This is a genomic window from Bradyrhizobium sp. CCBAU 11430, from assembly GCF_028128855.1.
Taxonomy (GTDB): Bacteria; Pseudomonadota; Alphaproteobacteria; order Rhizobiales; family Xanthobacteraceae; genus Bradyrhizobium; species Bradyrhizobium ottawaense.
In genome coordinates this window covers 276,337-295,227 of the sequence record NZ_LBJV01000072.1, presented here as the reverse complement: position 1 = coordinate 295,227, position 18,891 = coordinate 276,337, and the positions used below count along the sequence as shown (strand labels likewise).

At 65.2% G+C, this 18,891-nt stretch carries 17 protein-coding genes; 8 read left to right on the top strand and 9 right to left on the bottom strand.

The annotated features are described in order from the left end of the window. Window positions 1–40: 40 nt before the first annotated feature. The 4 genes from XI04_RS34380 to XI04_RS34365 all read right to left on the bottom strand — a co-directional run bounded on the left by XI04_RS34380 (window position 41) and on the right by XI04_RS34365 (window position 2,591). Window positions 41–997, bottom strand: a complete 957-nt coding sequence (locus XI04_RS34380; protein WP_028140872.1) for a transporter substrate-binding domain-containing protein — start codon at window positions 995–997, stop codon at window positions 41–43. A 152-nt stretch (window positions 998–1,149) separates the two neighbouring features. Beyond that, on the bottom strand, window positions 1,150–1,740 hold the full coding sequence (locus XI04_RS34375; RefSeq protein ID WP_028140871.1) for an SCO family protein: 591 nt from the start codon (window positions 1,738–1,740) through the stop codon (window positions 1,150–1,152). A 24-nt stretch (window positions 1,741–1,764) separates the two neighbouring features. Then, on the bottom strand, window positions 1,765–1,959 hold the full coding sequence (locus tag XI04_RS34370) for a hypothetical protein (RefSeq protein WP_028140870.1): 195 nt from the start codon (window positions 1,957–1,959) through the stop codon (window positions 1,765–1,767). 110 nt (window positions 1,960–2,069) lie between these two features. Next, entirely contained in the window at window positions 2,070–2,591 is a 522-nt protein-coding gene (locus XI04_RS34365) for a hypothetical protein (RefSeq protein ID WP_028140869.1), read from the bottom strand. A 279-nt stretch (window positions 2,592–2,870) separates the two neighbouring features. On the opposite strand from XI04_RS34365, the gene XI04_RS34360 reads away from it, so the two are divergent. The 7 genes from XI04_RS34360 to XI04_RS34330 all read left to right on the top strand — a co-directional run bounded on the left by XI04_RS34360 (window position 2,871) and on the right by XI04_RS34330 (window position 10,774). Further along, on the top strand, window positions 2,871–4,529 hold the full coding sequence (locus XI04_RS34360; protein ID WP_152102269.1) for an FAD-binding dehydrogenase: 1,659 nt from the start codon (window positions 2,871–2,873) through the stop codon (window positions 4,527–4,529). Between the two features lie 3 nt (window positions 4,530–4,532). Further along, entirely contained in the window at window positions 4,533–5,450 is a 918-nt protein-coding gene (locus tag XI04_RS34355; protein ID WP_028140867.1) for an alpha/beta hydrolase family esterase, read from the top strand. A gap of 134 nt (window positions 5,451–5,584) precedes the next feature. After that, the gene (locus tag XI04_RS34350) at window positions 5,585–5,935 is read left to right on the top strand and encodes a RidA family protein (protein ID WP_018320814.1); all 351 of its coding nucleotides are present in this window, start codon (window positions 5,585–5,587) and stop codon (window positions 5,933–5,935) included. A gap of 156 nt (window positions 5,936–6,091) precedes the next feature. After that, complete coding sequence (locus XI04_RS34345) at window positions 6,092–6,457, top strand: nuclear transport factor 2 family protein (RefSeq protein ID WP_038973207.1); 366 nt, start codon at window positions 6,092–6,094, stop codon at window positions 6,455–6,457. A 293-nt stretch (window positions 6,458–6,750) separates the two neighbouring features. Then, the gene (locus tag XI04_RS34340; protein WP_271609642.1) at window positions 6,751–9,327 is read left to right on the top strand and encodes a ligase-associated DNA damage response DEXH box helicase; all 2,577 of its coding nucleotides are present in this window, start codon (window positions 6,751–6,753) and stop codon (window positions 9,325–9,327) included. Between the two features lie 53 nt (window positions 9,328–9,380). Beyond that, window positions 9,381–10,052, top strand: a complete 672-nt coding sequence (gene pdeM / locus XI04_RS34335) for a ligase-associated DNA damage response endonuclease PdeM (RefSeq protein ID WP_049801939.1) — start codon at window positions 9,381–9,383, stop codon at window positions 10,050–10,052. Between the two features lie 290 nt (window positions 10,053–10,342). Further along, window positions 10,343–10,774, top strand: a complete 432-nt coding sequence (locus XI04_RS34330; RefSeq protein ID WP_095425058.1) for a hypothetical protein — start codon at window positions 10,343–10,345, stop codon at window positions 10,772–10,774. Window positions 10,775–10,903: 129 nt separating this feature from the next. Here the strand turns inward: XI04_RS34330 and XI04_RS34325 are convergent, their stop codons facing one another. After that, window positions 10,904–11,677 carry a DUF2865 domain-containing protein gene (locus XI04_RS34325; RefSeq protein ID WP_161966515.1) on the bottom strand — a complete coding sequence of 258 codons (774 nt, stop codon included), beginning with the start codon at window positions 11,675–11,677 and terminating at the stop codon, window positions 10,904–10,906. Window positions 11,678–11,926: 249 nt separating this feature from the next. Then, window positions 11,927–12,490: an orotate phosphoribosyltransferase gene (gene pyrE / locus XI04_RS34320; protein WP_008136514.1), complete on the bottom strand. Its 564-nt coding sequence runs from the start codon at window positions 12,488–12,490 to the stop codon at window positions 11,927–11,929. 173 nt (window positions 12,491–12,663) lie between these two features. Between pyrE and XI04_RS34315 the strand changes: the two genes are divergently transcribed. Continuing rightward, window positions 12,664–13,290 (top strand): glutathione S-transferase family protein, encoded by a 627-nt coding sequence (locus XI04_RS34315; RefSeq protein WP_095425059.1) that lies wholly within the window; start codon window positions 12,664–12,666, stop codon window positions 13,288–13,290. 162 nt (window positions 13,291–13,452) lie between these two features. Here XI04_RS34315 and XI04_RS34310 read toward each other — a convergent pair whose 3' ends face one another. From XI04_RS34310 to XI04_RS34300, 3 genes are all read right to left on the bottom strand, one after another. Continuing rightward, window positions 13,453–14,088 (bottom strand): LysE family translocator, encoded by a 636-nt coding sequence (locus tag XI04_RS34310; protein ID WP_038947327.1) that lies wholly within the window; start codon window positions 14,086–14,088, stop codon window positions 13,453–13,455. A gap of 275 nt (window positions 14,089–14,363) precedes the next feature. Further along, window positions 14,364–17,411, bottom strand: a complete 3,048-nt coding sequence (gene polA / locus XI04_RS34305; RefSeq protein ID WP_038947328.1) for a DNA polymerase I — start codon at window positions 17,409–17,411, stop codon at window positions 14,364–14,366. A gap of 262 nt (window positions 17,412–17,673) precedes the next feature. Further along, window positions 17,674–18,741 (bottom strand): acyltransferase family protein, encoded by a 1,068-nt coding sequence (locus tag XI04_RS34300; protein ID WP_028140858.1) that lies wholly within the window; start codon window positions 18,739–18,741, stop codon window positions 17,674–17,676. Window positions 18,742–18,891 lie beyond the last annotated feature (150 nt).

Here is an 18,891-nt window from a genome sequence, read left to right as displayed (position 1 = left end):
CGGGTTCGCACTTCGCGCGCCCCGGAATGACGATCGATGGCTAAAACGGGCTCACCGAGAAATACCGCAGCCACAGATCGGTGTAGCGGCCTTTTTCCCAGACGCGGAATAGGGCCCAATTCAGGGCCTGGCGCAGCACGTCGTTGCCCTTGCGGACGGCGATGCCGATGCCTTCGCCGAAGAAACGGCTCTCGACGAAGGGACCGCCGGAGAAAGCGCAGCAATCGCCGGAATCGGTGCCGTTGATCCAGAACGCCAGCGAGATGGCGTCGCCGAAAATGAAATCGACCTCGCCCTTGCGCAAAGCGCTGCGGAGCGCGTCGTCATTGGGATAGCCGTGCAGCTCGGCGTCGGTGAACATCGCCTTGAGATAGGCCTCGTGCGCGGAGCCGGCGATGACGCCGACTTTCTTGCCCTCGAGATATTCCGGGCGGATCTCCGGCATCACCGCGTCCTTGCGCGAGGCGAAGCGCGCCGGCACGCGGTAATAGGGATCGGTGAAGTCGACCCGGGCGCGCAGCTGCGGGCTGACCGCCATCGAGGCGATGATGGCATCGCCCCGGTTGGAGGAGAGCGCATCGACCAGCGTCTCGAAGCGGCGCATCTGCACGGTGCAAGTGACCTTGATCTCCTCGCACAGCGCGCGGGCCAGATCGACGTTGAAGCCGGCCGGGTTGCCGTCGGCGCCGGTGAAATTGAACGGCGGATAGTCGGTCTCGGTCAGGAAGCGGATCACGGTCAGGCGCGACAGGTCCGGCCGCTCCGGTCGCCGCCGCGGATCCCAGAAGCCGGGTACGGCTTGCGGGGCGGCCTGCACCGCCCGAGGTGCGGCTTGTGGCGTCCCCTGTTGTGTTCCTTGGGGCGCCGCTGGAGGCTGCTGGGCCGGGGCCTGCGCGTCGGCGCCGGGAAGGCCTGCGAGCAGGCAGGCGCCGACGGCCAGCCCCGCCAGCAAGATACGGGCAGATTTGGACGATTTCGCCTGTTGCGATGGAGCCATCGGCCGGAAATGAACGAATTTCATTGGGATCGGAGGGCGTTATAGACCATCCCGGCGGGAACGCGAGTGCGGAATGCAGGCAAGGTGAAGGTCTGCTCCCTCTCCCGCAAGCGGGCGAGGTGCACCGCACGAGGCGCGATTGATCCGCCGAACTAGAGATACTTCTTCAAATCCGCTGCAGCCTCTTCCGGTGTGCGCTTCAGGTTGAACGGCGACACGAAGCGGCCGTCGCGGTCCATCAGATAGATCAGCGCGGTGTGGTCCATGGTGTAGTCGCCGTCCTTGGTCGGGACCTTCTTGGCGTAGACCCGGTAGGAGGTGATGACCTTGGCCGTCTCGGCGGGATCGCCGGACAGACCTTCGAGATGCGGATCGAAGCTCGACAGATACTCCTTCATGGTCGCCGGCGTATCGCGCTCGGGATCGACCGAGATGAAGACGGCATTGACCTTGTCGGCGTCCTTGCCCAGCGCGCGCAGCACTTCCGAGATCTCGAACAGCGAGGTCGGGCAGACGTCGGGGCAATGGGTGTAGCCGAAGAAGATCAGGGTCGGCTTCCCCTTGAGGCTCTTGTCGGTGACGGCCTTGCCGTTCTGATCGGTCAGCTGGAACGGGCCGCCGACCGCGGCCGGCTGCGCCACCTTGCTGACCCCGCCCATGGCCCAGAACATGATCAGGAGGCCGATAACGAGGCTTGCGGCGAAGGCGGTCGCGATCACCAGCGGACGGGCGGCGGAGCTCATGAGCGGAAAACTTCCTGTCGTGGATCAGAAGCAGGCGGCGAAACCGGTCCTGATCATCTCGAAGAACATCTGCGTGCCGTAGTGGAACCACAGCGCCAGCGCGCCGAGCACCAGCAATCCGCCGATCCCCGCGCCTGCCAACAGCAGCACGAACGGCGTCCGGCCGGCAGTGGGCGAATTGTCCTGTAGCGGATGCGACGGGTGCAGCGGTTGAGCCATGACAACGATCGGGGGCGAAGGCCCCGGTTTCCAGCCCTCAGATAAGCTTTAGCCCGCCTGCGGGCAAGGCGCCGCCGGCGGGCCGGAACGATCTCGTCAGGCTGGAAGCGTCAGCGCAGGAGCTGGCCGCGGGCGGATTCGATCTGGTCCGTTTGCGGGAGGGGCCTGCGCGACGGCTTGTTGGCCGAGGCTTGCGCGTCCAGGTAGCAGGGCTTGTACATGGCCTGGAGCTGCTTGCCCTTCAGGAAGAGCATGTGCGGGGTGAGGCCGCCCCGCTGGCTGATCCAGCGCTTCACCTGCGACGGATACATCGCGTAGAGCATCTGGGTCGCCTCAGTATTGGTGACGGCGCGGCCATTGCTGCCGAAATCCCAGGCGGCGTGGAAGCCGAGCGTCGCGCTCGACGTCACGCAGATGCGGTCATGCGGGATGGCGCCGAGGACGATGGTGCAGGCGGAGGCGCAGAGGCCGTCGATGATGACGGTGTCACCGGACTGCCGCAGGTCCTGGTATTTGTCGACATAGGTTCCGATCCGGCCACCGCGGTCATCCGCGATCCGAACCACCGCGTGAGAGGCCCCCATGCCAGCGATCAGGAGGACCGCCGCAACCAACCCCGTCAGAAACTTCATTGTCCCCCGCCCCAGTCGAATGCGAATCTGCGTGTTCGGTGGTGATGCGCGACTAGCGTCTGTCGTAACCAAGGTTTTGTCTAGGCAGGCCGGCTCGCTCAAAACAAATTCAAATCCAGTGTTGCGTCCGCGCTGCACCCGATGGGTCTCTATCCCAAAGTGGAACAAGTTAATGATGTCTTATGCGTCACACCCTTGATCTCAGTTACAACCGTTGGCTTCAATCCGGGCGACTACAGGGGGGAACCTGTGGAGGGGGAAACATGGAGGGGGAAACACATGGCTGAAGAAACTGACGCCATCGTTGTCGGCGCGGGACTATCGGGACTGGTTGCCGCAACCGAGATCGCGGATGCGGGCAAGCGCGTGATCGTGGTCGACCAGGAAGGCGAGCAGTCGCTTGGCGGCCAGGCGTTCTGGTCGTTCGGCGGATTGTTCCTGGTCGATTCGCCGGAGCAGCGCCGGCTCGGCATCAAGGATTCCTTCGACCTGGCCATGCAGGACTGGATCGGTGCCGCGGGCTTCGACCGCGACGAGGACTTCTGGCCGCGGCAATGGGCCAAGGCCTATGTGGCGTTCGCAGCCGGCGAGAAGCGGGCCTGGTTGCGAGCGATGGGCCATCGCATCTTCCCCGTGGTCGGCTGGGCCGAACGCGGCGGCTATGACGCGATGGGCCACGGCAATTCCGTGCCGCGCTTTCACGTCACCTGGGGCACCGGTCCCGGCATCGTCGAGCCGTTCGAGCGCCGGGCGCGCGAGGCGATGAAAAGCGGCCGGCTGAGCTTCAGGTTCCGCCACCGCGTCGATGCGCTTTCGATCACCAATGGCACGGTGGATGGCGTCAGCGGCGCCGTGCTCGCCCCCGACACGATCGAGCGCGGCAAGAGCTCCTCGCGGAACGTTGTCGGCGAATTTGCGCTGAAGGCGCAGGCCGTGATCGTGGCGTCCGGCGGCATCGGCGGCAATCACGAACTGGTGCGGCAGAACTGGCCGAAGCGGCTCGGTGATCCTCCCAAATTCATGATCTCCGGCGTGCCCGAACATGTCGACGGCCGTATGATCGGCATCACCGAGAAATCAGGCGCGCGGCTGATCAATCGCGACCGCATGTGGCATTATGTCGAGGGCATCCAGAACTGGAATCCCATCTGGCCGCGCCACGGCATCCGCATCCTGCCCGGCCCCTCCTCGATGTGGTTCGACGCAACCGGCACACGATTGCCTGCGCCGCTATTCCCGGGCTCCGACACGCTCGGCCAGCTCAAATACATCATGTCGACGGGCTATGATTATTCCTGGTTCATCCTGACCCAGAGCATCATCAAGAAGGAGTTTGCGCTGTCGGGTTCGGAGCAGAACCCGGACCTGACCGGCAAGAGCTGGCGCATGACCTTGCGCCGCGCCACCAACAAGGGCGCGCCGGCGCCGGTCGAGGCATTCAAAAGCCATGGTGTCGACTTCATCGTACGCGACAAGATCGAGGACCTTGTTGCGGAGATGAACAAGCTTGCCGGCAGCGACCTCCTCAAGCTCGAGCACATCAGGATGCAGATCGAGGCGCGCGACCGCGAGATCGCCAACGCTTACGTCAAGGATGCGCAGGTGATGAACATTCACAATGCGCGCCGCTATATTGGCGACAGGTTGATCCGCACTGCCTCCCCACACAGGATCCTGGATCCCGCGCAGGGGCCCCTGATCGCGGTCAAGCTCAACATCCTCACCCGCAAGACGCTGGGCGGCTTCGAGACCGATCTCGACTCGCGTGTGTTCGGCGCCGAGGGCAGCGTCATTCCCGGCCTCTATGCGGTCGGCGAAGCCGCCGGCTTCGGCGGCGGCGGCGTGCACGGTTATCGCTCACTGGAAGGCACCTTCCTCGGCGGCTGCCTGTTCTCGGGCCGCAATGCGGGCCGGGCCGCGGCAAAAGCGGTGGGCTAGATCGTGCGGCTGTGGATGCGCATCGGGGCGGTGGTCGCGGCATTGGCCGCCGCGTCGGTCGCATCCGCCGAGACGATCGACGTCAACGGCGCAAAGCGCTCCTACACCGCGCAATTGCCGGCCAGGAAGCCGGCACCGCTCGTGATCGTGCTGCACGGCAAGACCCAGCGCGGCGCCGACATGGTCGCGCGGACGGCGTGGCCGCAGGTCGCGAAGCGCGAGGGCCTGGCCGTGGTCTTTCCGGACGGGCTCAACAATGCATGGGCGGATGCGCGAACCAAGGCGGGGCCTGCCCTGCGTGGACCGCCGGCGGGCACCGACGACGTCGCCTTCCTCGCAAAGCTCGTCGAGAAGCTCGTGGCCGACGGCACGGCCGATGCAAAGCGCGTCTTCATCGCGGGCGTCTCCAATGGCGGCGCCATGGCGATGACCATGGCCTGCGCCCGCGCCGATCTGTTTGCGGCAGGCGCGAGCGTGATCATGAACCTCACCGACGAGGCCGCCGTCACCTGCCATCCGTCAAGGCCGCTGCCGATGCTGCTCATGAACGGCACGGCCGACCTGCTGGTCCCCTACGAGGGCGGTCGCGGATCGAGCTATTTTGCCGCGGACGGGTTCTGGTCGACCGAGGAGACGCTGGCGTTCTGGCGCAAGCTCAATGGCTGTGAGACCGACGATGCCAGCGTGACTGACATGCCCGACAAGGCGCCCGCAGACCAATCGACAGTGACCCGGATCTCATCGCGCTGCCCGAGGGGACACGACGTCGTGCTCTATCGCATCAACCATGGCGGCCACCGCATGCCTGGATTTTCTCCGGATGCCCGCTTCCCGAGGGTCGCAGCCGGCCTGCTCGGGCCGCAGAACGGCGACATCGATGGCGCCGAGACGATCTGGGCTTTTTTCAGTCAGTTTCCGTGAGGCGCACATGCTCGGCGGTGACGGCATGCGTGCGGGGCAACGCATGCGCCGCAGGCAACGCATGCGTGCCCGGGGTGGCACGGCGCGAGGTGCTGGGCTAGACAGGGCCGCCATTCCAGTGAGGAGATCCGCAAATGAGCATTCAGCGTTTCGAAACCGGCCCGCGTATGAGTCAGGTCGTCGTGCACGGCAACACCGTCTATCTCGCCGGTGTCGTCGCCAACAAGGCCGCCGGCGAAAGCGTGACCAAGCAGACCCAGGACATCCTGGCCACCATCGACGGCCATCTCGCCAAGGCCGGCACCGACAAGTCGAAGCTGCTCTCGGCCACGATCTACATCACCGACATGAAGACGTTCGGCGAGATGAACGCAGTGTGGGACGCCTGGGTCTCGGCCGGCAATACCCCCGCCCGCGCCACCGTCGAAGCCAAGCTGGCGGCGCCGCAATACACCGTCGAGATCATGGTCACGGCCGCGAAGTAATCCTCACGACCAATTCGCATGCGAATGGAGCGCGATGACAACATCATCGCGCTCCATTTATTTCGCGCAACGATGACCTGCGAGGTAATCGATCGGCGCGCGCGATCCTTCGATAGTCAGGGACAGCCGAATACGGCGTCATCGAAGGAGAGCACCATGACCGACCCCGTCACCATCGCCCGCCGCTACATCGAGCTCTGGAACGAACGCACGGCCGGCCGGCGCCGCGAGCTGCTCAGCGACAACTGGACGAGCGATGCGAGCTATGTCGATCCCCTGATGAAGGGCGACGGCCGCGACGGCATCGAGGCGCTGATCGCAGGCGTGCAGCAGCGCTTTCCCGATTTCAAGTTCAAGCTGATCGGCGAGCCCAACGGCTACGGCGATCACATCCGCTTTTCGTGGGGACTTGGTCCCGATGGCGCCGACAGCCCGATCAAGGGCACGGATTTTGCCGTGCTGAAGGACGGCCGCATCCGAAGCGTGACCGGATTTCTCGATCAGGTGCCGGCCGGGGCGTGAGACCGCTGGTCCCCCTCGCTCGGGCGGGTAATCGCATCTGAGAGCGGTTCCTGAGGCCATCCTTCGAGACGCCCGCCGTTGGCGGGCCCTCAGGATGAGGGTCGAGTGCGCGGCTGCGGTTTCAACGAGCACCGATGCTGCTTAGCCTCATCCTGAGGAGACCGCGAAGCGGTCGTCTCGAAGGACGAGGCGCGCGCTCAAGTCGCGCAAAATGCCATATGTGATTGTCCTCCTCGTATAGAGGAGGGCAGCACCCCTCGACGAAGCCATCCCTACGGCTTACCTGTCATGCCGTGCCGCCCCGTATCCTCCAAACATCGGCCGAGCCGGCCGCGCTGCTGCCGAGCCGCTTCCAGCAATGGTTCGCAGCCCGCGGCTGGTCGCCGCGCGCGCATCAATTGGCGCTGCTGGAGAAGGCGCGCGAGGACGCTAGCGCGCTGCTGATCGCACCGACCGGCGCCGGCAAGACGCTGGCGGGATTTCTGCCGACGCTGGTGGAGCTTTCGACCGAGGCACCCGAACGGAAGGCGGGTGAGAAACAGAGCCTCGTCTCCACCGGCCGCACGCTGCAGCGTACCGGCGGCCTGCACACGCTCTATATCTCGCCGCTGAAGGCGCTCGCCGTCGACATCGCGCGCAATCTGGAGCGGCCGATTGCGGAGATGGCGCTGCCGATCAAGGTCGAGACCCGCACTGGCGACACGCCGGTGTCGCGGCGGCAGCGGCAACGGCGTTATCCGCCTGATGTGTTGCTGACGACGCCCGAGCAGCTCGCACTGCTGCTGTCCTCGGATGATGCGCCGTTCCTGTTCTCCTCCCTGAAGCGCATCGTGCTCGACGAGCTGCACGCGCTGGTGACGTCCAAGCGCGGCGATCTGCTCTCGCTCGGGTTGGCGCGGCTGTGGCGGCTGGCGCCGCAGATGCGCGCGATCGGCCTGTCGGCAACGGTGGCCGAGCCGGATCAGCTCGCGCGCTTCCTGGTGCCGCAGCCCGGTGGCAAGGAAGCTGCCGCCGACATCGTCATCGCCGGCGGCGCGGCGCCACCTCTGGTCGAGATGCTGGATACGCGCGAGCGACTGCCCTGGGCCGGCCACAGCGCGCGCCACGCGCTCCCTGAGATTTACGAGCTGATCAAGGCGAACAAGACCACGCTGGTCTTCGTCAACACCCGCAGCCAGGCCGAGATGCTGTTCCAGAATCTCTGGAGCATGAATGACGACGGGCTCGCGATCGCGCTGCATCACGGCTCGCTCGATGTCGCGCAGCGCCGCAAGGTCGAGGACGCCATGTCGGCGGGACGCCTGCGCGGCGTGGTCTGCACCTCTTCGCTCGACCTCGGCGTCGACTGGGGCGATGTCGATCTCGTCGTCAATATCGGCGCGCCCAAGGGCTCCTCGCGCCTGATGCAGCGGATCGGCCGCGCCAACCACCGCCTCGACGAAGCCTCGCGCGCGGTGCTGGTGCCGGCCAACCGTTTCGAAGTGCTGGAGTGCCGCGTCGCCATCGATGCCATTGCCGAGAACGCGCAGGACACGCCACCCCTGCGCACCGGTGCGCTCGACGTGCTGGCCCAGCACGTGCTCGGCTGCGCCTGCGGCGAGCCGTTCCTCAGCGATGATCTGTATGGCGAGGTCTGCACCGCCGCGCCTTACGCAGACTTGTCGCGGACGGATTTCGATGACGTCGTCGATTTCGTCGCCTCCGGCGGCTACGCGCTGAAGACCTATGAACGCTTTGCCCGCATCAAGCAGGACAAGCAGGGCCGCTGGCGCGTCGCCAATCCCAAGGTGCGGCAGAGCTACCGGATGAATGTCGGCACCATCGTCGAGGACGACATGCTGAAGGTGCGCCTGGTGCGTTCGCGCCGTGGCGGAGCGGGGTCGACCGGCGTGATCGCGCGCGGGGGGCGGTTGCTCGGCGAGATCGAGGAAGCCTTCATCGAGGGCTTGAGCCCCGGTGACACCTTCGTGTTCTCAGGCGAGGTGGTGCGCTATGAAACCCTGGTCGAGGACCAGGTCTATGTCTCCCGCGCCAACGACAAGGACCCGAAAGTGCCGTCCTATATGGGCGGCAAGTTTCCGCTCTCGACCTATCTCGCCGAGCGCGTGCGCCGGTTGCTCGATGACGGCCGCGCCTGGGGCGGCTTGCCGGAGCAGGTGCGCGACTGGCTGTCGCTGCAAAAGGACGTCTCGCGCGTGCCGGCGGTGCGCGAACTCCTGGTCGAGAGCTTTCCGCGCGCAAACAAGCACTACATCGTTTGCTATCCCTTCGAGGGCCGCCTCGCGCATCAGACCCTCGGCATGCTGCTGACGCGCCGGCTGGAGCGCGCCCGCGCCCGGCCGCTCGGCTTCGTCGCCAACGAATATGCGGTGGCGATCTGGGCGCTCGGCGATCTCTCCTTCATGATCCGCGACGGCCGGATCGACCTCAATGCGCTGTTCGACCCTGATATGCTCGGCGACGATCTGGAGGCCTGGCTCGCCGAATCCGCCCTGATGAAGCGCACCTTCCGCAATTGCGCGATCATCTCCGGCCTGATCACGCGCCGGCACACCGGCGAAGAGAAGAGCCGTCGTCAGGTGTTGTTCTCGACCGATCTCGTCTACGACGTGCTGCGCAAGCATCAGGCCGATCACGTCCTGCTGCGCGCCGCGCGCGCCGATGCCGCCACCGGCCTGCTCGATTTGCGCCGCTTGGGCGACATGCTCGCCCGCATCCACGGCCGCATCACGCACCGGGAACTCGACCGCGTCTCCCCACTGGCGGTGCCCGTGATGCTGGAAATCGGTCGCGAGTCAGTTTATGGCGAAGCTGCAGACGAGCTTTTGGCCGAAGCCGCCGTTGAGCTCGTCAAAGAGGCGATGGGATAGCAGCAGGTTTTGACGTGACGATTGGCGCGCAGGTTTCAGGAGACGTCGACGACATGCGCGTGTCCACAGTCACCATCAGCGATGTGACGTTCGCTGCCGATCTCTCCGGCGCGCTGTTCTGGGAAGAGCAGCGCCTGCTCGTCGTCTCCGACCTGCATCTGGAAAAAGGCTCCAGCTTCGCCGCCCGCGGCGTGCTGCTGCCGCCCTACGATACGCTGGCAACGCTGAGCCGTCTCGCCGCTGTCATCTCCCGCCATGATCCCGGCGTGGTCATCGCCCTCGGCGACAGCTTTCACGATCGCACCGCGCATGAGCGGTTGTCGCCGGATAATCGCGATGCGGTCACAGCGCTCCAGACCGGCCGCGACTGGATCTGGATCTCCGGCAATCACGATCCGATGCTGCCGCGCGATCTCGGCGGCACCATCGCCGACGAGGTCGCGATCGGCCCGATCACCTTCCGTCATGAGCCCACCGGGGCGCGCGGCGAAATCGCCGGCCATCTCCATCCCAAGGCGCGCGTCTCCGCGCGCGGCCGCTCGATGGAGCGTCGCTGCTTCGCCTCCGACGGGATGCGTGCGGTGATGCCGGCGTTCGGCGCCTATGCCGGCGGCCTCAGCATCCGCGACGCCGCCTTCGCAAAGATCTTTCCCGCCAACGGTTTTGTCGCCCATCTGCTCGGCGACCGCCGTGTCCACGCCATCGCGGCCTCGCGCTGCTCCTGAGGCGAAAATTGGGACAGCACTACGTTCAGTAGTTTTCCGGAATCGCACAAGCCCGTCGCCGGTTCTAACGTTAGGCTTGCCGGGGCTGGAATTTCTGATCCCGAACAAGATTGTAACCGGCAAGGGGCCGCTGCGAGGCGGCCCCTTTCATTTCCGGCCATCAAAACTTTCGCGGACCGTTGCCGGGTTCGGAACAAATTAAGAACACTTTAGCAAGTCTTTGATATATCATTGTGATTCGGCACGTTGCCGGCACAATATCTAGCGTCTGTCAGACTTGCGAGGACTACATGTCCCCCATCGCCTTCGATCAATTTGCCCTCACCCGCATCGCCGATTTCGCGCGCTCGCTGTCGCGGCTGCATCAGGCGGCCCGGCGCCAGAGGATCGATGACGACCAGTTCGACCGCGAATTCAACGCGGTGTGCCAGTCGATCTGGGGTTACACCATCGACGACGTCAGCGACGATCTGTTCTCGACCGAGGATCATCTGTTCCTGGACACGCTCGACGAAGCCCATGCGCGCATCTTCGCGGCCGAGCAGGGCTACGATCTCGTCGGCGATCAGGGCATGCTGACGGATTGGTGGGGCTTCTGCTGGATGATCCTGGCCGAGAAGCGCGGCTTGCTGACGCCGGACAACCGCGCCGCCGCGCGCGCGGCGATCGAGGAAAAATACCTGGCGGCGCCGAACGTGATCGGGGTGATTATCGGGAGGTGATCGCCGTGCCCCGGACAAAGCGCAGCGCGCCAAGCGATGCGCTGCAGAGCCGGGGCCCACCTCGCGGCATTCTGGGTCCCGGCTCTGCGTCGCATCGCTTCGCGCTGCGCCGCCGTCCGGGACACGAGATCAATCCAGCCCCGCCCGCTTCGCCGGCTTTGCCGTCTTCGGCACCGTCACGTCGGGCAACGTCTCCCGCACGATCTCCGCAGCGGGCGCATCTGCCGACACCGTCTCTGCCCGCACCGGGGCCACCTTCATCTCGCCGAGGCGGGCGCGGACTTGCGCGGTGAGGCCGGGATAGGAGGCAACCGGGGTGAAGTCGGCGGCCTGGTCGTTGCCGACGCGGATGCCGGTATAGGCGACGAGGCCGTCAGTGGTGGCGATCACGTCGCCGGCTTTCAGCGAGGAGTCCAGCGCGAGATCGACCGGGGCAAGGCCGACCGGCTCGCGGCCGTTGCAGGTGCAGTCGGCGCGCAGCGCCTTGCGATAGGCGAACGCGTTCTCGCTGTCGGCGTAACGTTCGCCGGTCTGCGACGCGGCGCCGTCGATCGAGGAGCCGAAATAGACCTTGGTCGCGCTGGCAGGACAGAACGCCTGACACATCTGGGCCGGCGAGGTGAGGCCGCGCATCAGCGGAAAATATTTGCCATCGCAACTGCGCACGCAGAAGGCCGGGCCCGAGCCGCCAGCCGCCGCCGAACGGGTCGGCGGCACATATTGCGGGGTTGCGGCATTTTGCTGCCCGGTGAAGGGATCGGCGTAGGAGCTCGCCTGTTGCGGCACCTCGCGCTGCGGCCGCTGCTGCTGCATGCCGCCGAAGAAGAAGTCGAACAGGCCTTCGGCCGAAACCGGGGCCGGAGCCGCAAGCAGCGGTGCTCCAAGGGTGGCGGCCACGAGCATCGCGCGACGCCGCCGGCGCGCATGGGACAGGACTGTACGCAACGCTCACTCCACCCGACGCTACTGAACCGGCCGGGACCCCAAGGGGTCTCAGCACATGATTCACCATAAGGCGCGATGGTAAATGAGCAGTTGAGCGGAGGCGGTTTCAAGACGAGGCGGTGGCCTCTTTAGGGCCGGGCGCAGCTTTGGACGGATGGTTGCTTCCGGGGCACACTGAGGCATGACGGCGAGGGATGTTTCGCCGCGTCAGGCCTTCAAGAATTCCGAGGCCTTGTACAGCGAGCGGAATGGCAGGCCGGCCGCACCGAACGTGTCGGTGGCGCCTTCCTCGCGGTCGACCATGGTCAGCACCAGCACCACCTCGGCGCCGGTCTCGCGCACCGATTCCACCGCCTTCATCGCCGAGCCGCCTGTCGTGGTGACGTCCTCGACGATCACGACGCGCTTGCCCTCGAGCGTCTCGCCTCTTGGCAGGCCTTCGATCGCGAGCTTGGCGCCGTGCTCCTTCGGCTTCTTGCGCACGAAGAACGCCGCGATCGGATGGCCCTTGATCCAGGAGATCTGCGCCAGCGCACCGGCGAGCGGCACCGCGCCCATCTCGAGGCCGCCGATGAAATCGAGATTGTCGTCCTTCAGCGCCTCATAGGTCAGCTCGGCGAGCAGGGTCGCCCCCTCTGGGTCGAGCATGGTCGGCTTGAGGTTGAAGTAGAAATCGCTCTTGCGGCCCGACGCGAGCGTCACCTCGCCGCGGCCGAATGAGCGCCGGCGGATGATTTCGAACAGGCGGGCGCGGGAGGCTGATTTCGACACGGCGGTCCCTCGGGAGCGTTTTTAGAGGAGGCGGAATTTATCCGCGACAGCCGCGACATTCCAGAGGGGGCGTCCCTCGTCAACAGGGATCGGCCATCCCCGGCCGCCGGTTGTGGGGGCGCGACGTTCTGGAGTAGGTGGGATGCCAAACCTGTTGGGGAAGGAAGCAAGGAATGACCATCGAGCTGCACACCTGGAACACGCCGAACGGCCGCAAGATCTCGGTCGCGCTGGAGGAAATGGGGCTGCCCTACAAGGTGATTCCGGTGAACATCACCAAGGGCGAGCAGATGGCACCGGGGTTCCTCAAGCTCTCCCCGAACAACAAGATTCCCGCGATCGTCGACCCCGAGGGCCCGGACGGCAAGCCCGTCAGCATCTTCGAATCAGGCGCGATCCTGCTCTATCTCGGTGAAAAGACCGGCAAATTCCTGCCGAAATCGCTGGGTGCTCGGATCCCGGTCTATGAATGGCTGATGTGGCAGATGGGCGGCTTCGGCCCGATGCCGGGCCAGGTGCACCATTTCATCGCGCTCGAGAACGAGCAGGATCGCGCCTACGGCCTGAAGCGCTATATGGCCGAGACCCGCCGGCTCTACGGCGTGCTAGACCATCGCCTGGACGGCCGCGACTTCGTCGCCGGCGACCTCTCGATTGCCGATTTTGCCATCCTGGGCTGGGCCTGGCGTCACCCTCGCCACAAGGTTGAGCTGACCGACTTCCCCAACGTCAAGCGCTGGTACGAAGCCTTGATGGCGCGCCCGGCGGTGAAGCGGGGCATGGAGGCGAAGCTGGATTGATGGGGTCTTGCCCTCTCCCCCTGTGGGAGAGGGTGGATCGACGCGAAGCGGCGAGACGGGTGAGGGGTCTCCATCCTCACGAACAGTCTTGCGAGCGGAGAGAACCCCTCATCCGGCGCTTCGCGCCACCTTCTCCCACAAGGGGAGAAGGAAGAAAGTGCCTCACACCTTCTTCGCTTCCACCGCCATCCGTACCGCGAGCCCGGCCAGCACCGTGCCCATCAGCCAGCGCTGCACCAGCATCCAGCTCGGCCGGTTCGCCAGGAATTGCGCGATCGATCCCGCCGCGAGCGCGATCATCGCGTTGACGCTGACGCTGATCGCGATCTGGATTGCGCCGAGCACTACCGACTGCGTCAGCACGCTGCCGGCGGTGGGATCGATGAACTGCGGCAGCAGCGCGAGATACAGCATCGCGATCTTCGGGTTGAGCAGGTTGGTGACGAAACCCATCGCGAACAATTTGCGCGGACTGTCGATGGCGAGCTGTTTCACCTGGAATGGCGAACGTCCGCCCGGCTTCATCGCCTGCCAGGCGAGCCAGAGCAGATAGCCCGCGCCGGCAAAGCGCAGCGCGTCATAGGCAAAGGGAATGGCGAGCAAGAGCGCCGTGATGCCGAACGCCGCGCACAGCATATAGAACACGAAGCCGAGCGCCACGCCGCCGAGCGAGACGATGCCCGCCGCCGGCCCCTGCGTGATCGAGCGCGAGATCAGATAGATCATGTTCGGCCCCGGCGTGAGCACGAGGCCAAGGCAGACGAGGGCGAAGCCGAGCAGGGCTGAGGTGTGGGGCATGGGTGAACCGGTGCGGGAGATGGCACGGTTCTAATATGCGAGGCGAGGTGGGGCCATCGCGCAATTGCTCGGAGGACAATTCAGGTTCTCGCATGTCACTCCAACGTCGTCCCCGCGAACGCGGGGACCCATACCCCCAGGGAGAAGTTTGACGCGCGATAGTCATGGGCAATCTTCGCCAAACCCGATCCAGTGGCTATGGGTCCCCGCTTTCGCGGGGACGACACCGACCGTGTGGCGTCAGCGAGTGCAAGCGGGAGAGGTAAAGAGCAGCCTCAATGCGCCTCGTCCCAGTTGTTCGCCGCGCGCGCATCGACATGCAGCGGCACCGACAGCAGCACGGCCGGGAACGGTGCGTCCTGCATCACGTGCTGCACGACGGGGAGCGTCGCCTCGACCTCGGCGTCGGGCACCTCGAAGATCAATTCGTCGTGCACCTGCAGCAGCATTTGCGCCGACAGCTTCTTCTCGGCGAGGGCATCCTCCACCCGCGTCATGGCGCGGCGGATGATGTCGGCCGCGGTGCCCTGGAGCCGCGCGTTGATCGCGGCGCGCTCGTTGAAGGCACGCACCGAGGCGTTGGAGGCCTTGATGTCGGGGTAGTGGCATTTGCGGCCGAACAGCGTGGTGACATAGCCATTCTGCCGGCAGAAATCGCGCGTCTCGTCCATGTAGGCGCGGATGCCGGGGAAGCGCTCGAAATATTTCTTGATGTAGGCCGAGGCCTCCTCGCGGGCGATGCCGAGCTGGTTGGCGAGGCCGAACGCGGAGATGCCGTAGATGATGCCGAAATTGATCGCCTTGGCGCGGCGGCGGATTTCGCTCGGCATGCCCTTGATCGGCACGCCGAACATTTCCGACGCCGTCATGGCGTGAATGTCGAGACCGTCGCGGAACGCCTGCTTCAGCACGGGAATGTCGGCGATCTCCGCCAGCAGCCTGAGCTCGATCTGCGAATAGTCCGCGGAGACGAGCTTGTGTCCGGGTGTTGCGATGAAGGCGCGGCGGATTTTTCTGCCGTCCTCGGTGCGCACCGGGATGTTCTGCAAATTCGGCTCGTTCGACGACAACCGGCCCGTCGTGGTCGCGGCCAGCGCGTAGGTCGTGTGCACGCGATGGGTCTGCGGATTGACGTAGGTCGGCAGAGCGTCGGTGTAGGTCGATTTCAGCTTCGAGACCTGGCGCCACTCCAGGATCTTCTTCGGGAAGTCATGGCCCTGCTCGGCGAGCTCGTCGAGCACCTGCGCGGTGGTCGACCAGGCGCCGGTCTTGGTCTTGGTGCCGCCGGACAGTCCCATCTTGCCGAACAGGATGTCGCCGATCTGCTTGGGGCTGCCGACATTGACCGGCTCGCCCGCGATCTCCTGGATCTCGGCCTCGACGCGGGCCGCGGTCTGGGCGAAGTCGCCGGACAGGCGCGACAGCACCTGGCGGTCGATCGAGATGCCGCGCCGCTCCATGCGCGCAAGCACCGCAACCAGCGGCCGCTCCAGCGTCTCGTAGACCGCGGTCATATGCTCGGCGACCAGGCGCGGCTTCAGCACGCGCCAGGCGCGCAAGGCGACGTCGGCGCCTTCCGCCGACAGTGCCGCGGCCTTGTCGATCGGCACCTGGTCGAAGGTGATCTTGCCCTTGCCGCTGCCGAGCAGCTCGCTCTCCTTCAGCATGGCGTGTCCGAACCAGCGCTCGGACAGCGATTCGATCGCGTGCGACCCGCGGCCGGCATCGAGCACGTAGGAGATCAACTGCGCATCGTCGGTGTTGCGCAAGGTGATGCCGTGCTGCGCCAGCATGACGGCGGTGAATTTGAGATCGAAGCCGATCTTGAGAATGCCCGCCGATTCCAGCACCGGCCGCAGGGCGTCGATCGCATCGGCATGCTTGACCTGATCAGGTGCAAGGCCGGCGTCGAACAGGCCGGCCCCGCCGCCAGCTTGCTTGTGCGCCAGCGGCACATAGCAGGCCTCGTTCGGCGCCAGCGCCAGCGCGATGCCGCAGAAATCGGCCTGCATCGGGTCGATCGAGTTTCCGCGGATCTCGACCGCGACATGACCGGTATCGTGGATGCGGGCGATGAAGGCGTTGAGCTCCTCGAGCGACTTGATCGTTTGATATTTGGCGCGATCGACTGGAAGCCTGCGCAGCGCCTCTTCGCGCGCGGCGGCCAGCGAGATCGGCGCGCCCTTCGGGCTCGCAGCCTTGTCCTCCTTGCCCGCTGACCTGTTGGGCTCTTTCGCCCGGGCTTGCGCCGACGTATCGCCGCCCGGCGCAGGCACGACATCGGAGGGCGGCAGCGTCGTGAACACGCTGGCGCCGCTGGCATAGCCAGGGTCGGCATCGACATTGGCGGGATCGATTTGCGAATATTCGGCGACGCGTCGCGTCAGCGTCGTGAATTCCATGGCTTTCAGGAAGGCGATCAGCTTGCGTGCGTCGGGCTCGTGGACCGCGAGGTCGTCCAGCGGCACATCGAGGTCGACCTTGTCGTCGAGTAGCACGAGCTGCCGCGAGATCCGCGCTTTCTCGGCATTCTCGAGCAGCGCCTCGCGCCGCTTGGGCTGCTTGATCTCGCCGGCGCGGAACAACAGTTGATCGAGGTCGCCATATTCGGTGATCAGCTGCGCCGCGGTCTTGATGCCGATGCCGGGCACGCCGGGCACGTTGTCGGTGGAATCGCCGGCCAGAGCCTGTACCTCGACGACCTTGTTCGGCGGCACGCCGAATTTCTCGATCACCTCTGGGATGCCGATGCGGCGATCCTTCATGGTGTCGTACATGGTGACGCAATCGGTGACGAGCTGCATCAAATCCTTGTCGGAGGACACGATGGTCGCGCTGGCGCCGCGCTCGCAGGCCTGCCGCACATAGGTTGCGATCAGGTCGTCGGCCTCGAAGCCCACCTGTTCCAGGCAGGGCAGGTCGAAGGCGCGGACCGCCTCGCGGATCAGCGCAAATTGCGGGATGAGATCGTCAGGCGCCGGCGCCCGGTGGGCCTTGTACTCCGGGTAGATCTTGTTGCGGAACGTGACCTCCGACTTGTCGAAGATGATCGCGAGGTGCGTCGGCCGGTTGTCTTCCGGCATGTCGCGGAGCAGCTTCCACAGCATGTTGCAGAAACCGAGCACGGCGTTGACCTGCAGGCCGTCGGACTTGCGGTTCAGCGGCGGCAGCGCGTGGTAGGCGCGGAAGATGTAGCCGGAACCGTCGACCAGGAAGATGTGGTCGCCCTTGCCGGCCGCCCTTGCTGCAACCGGTTTGGCAGCAGCTGTCGCGGCAGTGGGGGGATCGGCTTTGGCGGAGGTCTTCGGGGAGGTCTTTGGCATGGCCGCAATGTATGAATTTTTGCGGGCTTTGACAGCCTTGGGAGGGGGATTTTTGCCCTCAGCCCACACTCAATTGTCGTCCCGGACAAGCGCAGCTCTTGGCAACGCGTAGCGTTGCCGGGAGCGGAGCGTCGATCCGGGACCCATAGCCACAGGGAGGAGTTTGGCGAAGGCTGGTGGTGACGAGGCCCTGGTACGGAAGCCACGATCCATCGATAGATCACGCGGTATGGGTCCCTGCTTTCGCAGGGACGACAGATTGCTACTCCGCCGCCTGCAACACCGGCCCAGCCTTCTTCGGCGCAATCCAGAACGCCTCCGGCCGCTCGAACAGGAAGTGCGCATTGAGCCGTAACGCGCCCCGCCAGATCGCGAGTGCGCCGAGCACGCCGGCGACGGTGACGATCAGCGATACCGTGCCGATATCGGGAATGATGCCGGTGCGCAGCAGCAGCGTTCGCGTCGCCGCCATCGGCAGGAAGAAGGCGAGATAGATCACGATCGAATGCTCGCCGCAGTAGCGGAAGAAGTTCAGCCATTGCGCGCGCGCGAGCAGCGTGCCCATGGTGATGATGGCGCAGGCACCGGCAAAGCCGAGCACGAGCGAGACGACCTTCCCTTCGCTGGCGCCCGACGCGACGAGGCCGGCATTGACCAGTGCCCAGGTCGCGAGCGCTGCGAGCGCAAGGACGGGATGCTTCCGCGCGCGATCCGACAGCGCGAACACGTAGGGCGCGAACAGATAGCCCGAATAGAAATAGACGAAGCGTGAGCAGAACTCGTCGATCGCGGTCCAGCCGGTCGAGATCCGGGCTGTCTCCAGGGCGGCGGCGACCAGCCAGATCGCGAGCGGCGGGAATTTGCGTGTCAGTTTTGTGACGACGAAGAAGACCGGCAGCAGATAGATAAACCACAGCGTGCCGAACGGCTCGATGAAGGATTCGAGATACAGGAGACCAACGTGATGCCAGCTCGTCTCCGCCGCGAAAGCGGGCGCCTTGAAGCCGAATTGGATTGTCACCCAGACGACATAGAAATAAGCGAAATGCACCACCTTGCGGTCGAGATAGGTTCGCCAGTCCCGATCGATCACCAGTGGCAGGAACAGGCCCGAGATCAGGAAGAAATCCGGCATCCGGAACGGCTTTGCGAAGGCCACGGCGACATGCATGAAACCGGTCTCGCCGGCGGCGAGCTCGACCCCCAGCACCGAATGCATCATCACGACCATGATGATGCAAATGCCCTTGGCGTAGTCGATCCAGTCGACACGCGCGGCAGAAGGGGATTGGCTGCCTCCGCTCCCTGCAATTGTGCCAGATGGTGCCATGGTGTCTCTTTTCGAGGCGCGTTCCGCCCTGTCCTGTTCGGGTGCGAGGCAGTGTGGGGCCTGCACGGTTTCCGACTTCTTTACCGGTTCAATTCCCATGCCGCTTTTTTGCCTGCGGACTGTTCCCTCCCCTCGGGAAAATGCTAAACC